The organism is Actinosynnema sp., assembly GCF_052038725.1.
In genome coordinates, this window is the sequence record NZ_JBQGCX010000487.1 from 1 (window position 1) to 1,695 (window position 1,695).

The following is a 1,695-nucleotide window of genomic DNA, read 5'->3' on the forward strand; positions in this document are numbered from 1 at the left end:
CCGCTGCGCGTCGCCCACCCCCAGCGCGGCGAAGAAGTCCCGCGCGGTCGCACCGGGCCGCGGCGCCCGCACGGCCAACCGGGACACCGCCCGCGCTCAGCCCAGCTGCGGCACCCGCGCCTGGTACTTGCGCAGCAGACCCGCGTTCGCCGCGTCCCCGCCCTCCACGTTCGCGCTGCGCCACAGCGGCAGCTCCACGCCCTCCTCCGTCGCCTTGTCCAGCAGCCGCACCATCACCAGGTTCCACAGGAACGTGGTCGCGATCGTCGACACCGCCGCCGTCACCGGCGCGTCCAGCGGGTAGCTCGAGTCACCCGGCGGGACCAGGGTGTCGAGCACGATCGTGGCGTGGTCGGCCAGCGTCGACCCCGCCCGCCTCGGCGCCGCCGCGCTCGCGGACCGGGACGTCACGGCCACCACCGGGCAGCCCGCGTCGGCCGCGTGCGCGGCCAGCTCCACCGGGTACGGGTTCACGCCCGAGGTGGAGAACACGAACAGCACGTCGTGCCTGGCCAACCCGGCCTCGCGCAGCACCTGACCGGCCAGGCCCGAGCGGCGCTCGGCGGCGGTGCTGCTGATCGCGCCGTGCATCGGCAGCAGCTCCGGGTGGTACACCGGGCGCACGCACGCCAGGCCACCCGCCCGGTAGAAGGTCTCGGCGACCGCCGCCAGCGAGTGCCCCGCGCCCGCCGCGAGCACCACGCCGTCGCCCCGCACCGAGGCCAGGACGAGCTCGGCGACGTCGTCCAGCGCCGCGGCGTTCTGCTCCTCCACCCTGGACAGCAGGTCGCGGACCGCGTCGCCGTACGCGGAACCGGTTCGCTTCGCACCCATCTGGTGACCTCCGGTGATCGGCAGCAAGGTGGGGCAGTCCTACCAGGAGGGTGGCGCGGGCCACCAGCCCTTGACCACGACCACCCCGGTTGTTCGGATGAACTCCGTGGATGTGGCACAGCGGCACGAGGTGATCCTGGGCAGCCTGCGGCACGGCGGGCGGGTGGGCGTCGCGGAGATCGCGGAGCTGGTCGGGTGCTCGGAGATGACCGTGCGGCGGGACCTGGACGTGCTGGAGCGCGAGGGCCTGCTGCGGCGGGTCAGGGGCGCGGCGGTCGGGATGCTCACCGGGCAGGCGACGCCCTACTCGGCGCGGGTGCGGCAGCGGGTCGAGGCCAAGCGGCGGATCGGAACCGCCGTCGCGGCGATGCTGGACGACGGCGAGACGGCGGTCCTGGACGCCGGGACGACCACGCTGGAGGTCGCCCGCTCCCTGGTGGACCGGCGGGTGACCGTGCTGGCGCTCTCGCTGCACGCGGTCGACCTGCTGCGCGGCTCGGCGCAGGTGCGGCTGCTGCTGCCCGGCGGTGAGGTCAGGGCGGGGGAGCAGGCGTTCACCGGGCCGCTGACCGAGCACGCGTTCCGGGTGATGCGGTTCGACACGGTGGTGCTGAGCAGCTGCGGGCTGAGCGCGCGGGACGGGGTGTCGGCGCACGACCTCGGGGAGAGCGCGGTGAAGCTGGCCGCCGTGGGCGCGGCCGGGCGGGTGGTCGCCGCGGTCGACAGCTCGAAGTTCGGGCGGACCGCGTTCGGCCGGGTCTGCGGGGTGGAGGAGATCGACGTGCTGGTCACGGACGTGGACGCGCCCGCGGACGAGGTCGCCCGGATCAGGGACGCCGGGGTGGAGGTCGTGCTGGTGTG

The 1,695-nt window shown here is 75.2% G+C and carries 2 protein-coding genes; one reads left to right on the forward strand and one right to left on the reverse strand.

The window, feature by feature from the left end:
• Positions 1-96 precede the first annotated feature (96 nt).
• Complete coding sequence (locus tag ACTUAL_RS09795; RefSeq protein ID WP_440900040.1) at positions 97-834, reverse strand: SIS domain-containing protein; 738 nt, start codon at positions 832-834, stop codon at positions 97-99.
• A gap of 13 nt (positions 835-847) precedes the next feature.
• On the opposite strand from ACTUAL_RS09795, the gene ACTUAL_RS09800 reads away from it, so the two are divergent.
• Positions 848-1,695 (forward strand): DeoR/GlpR family DNA-binding transcription regulator (locus ACTUAL_RS09800; RefSeq protein ID WP_440900041.1); only part of this gene is annotated, 848 nt, incomplete at its 3' end.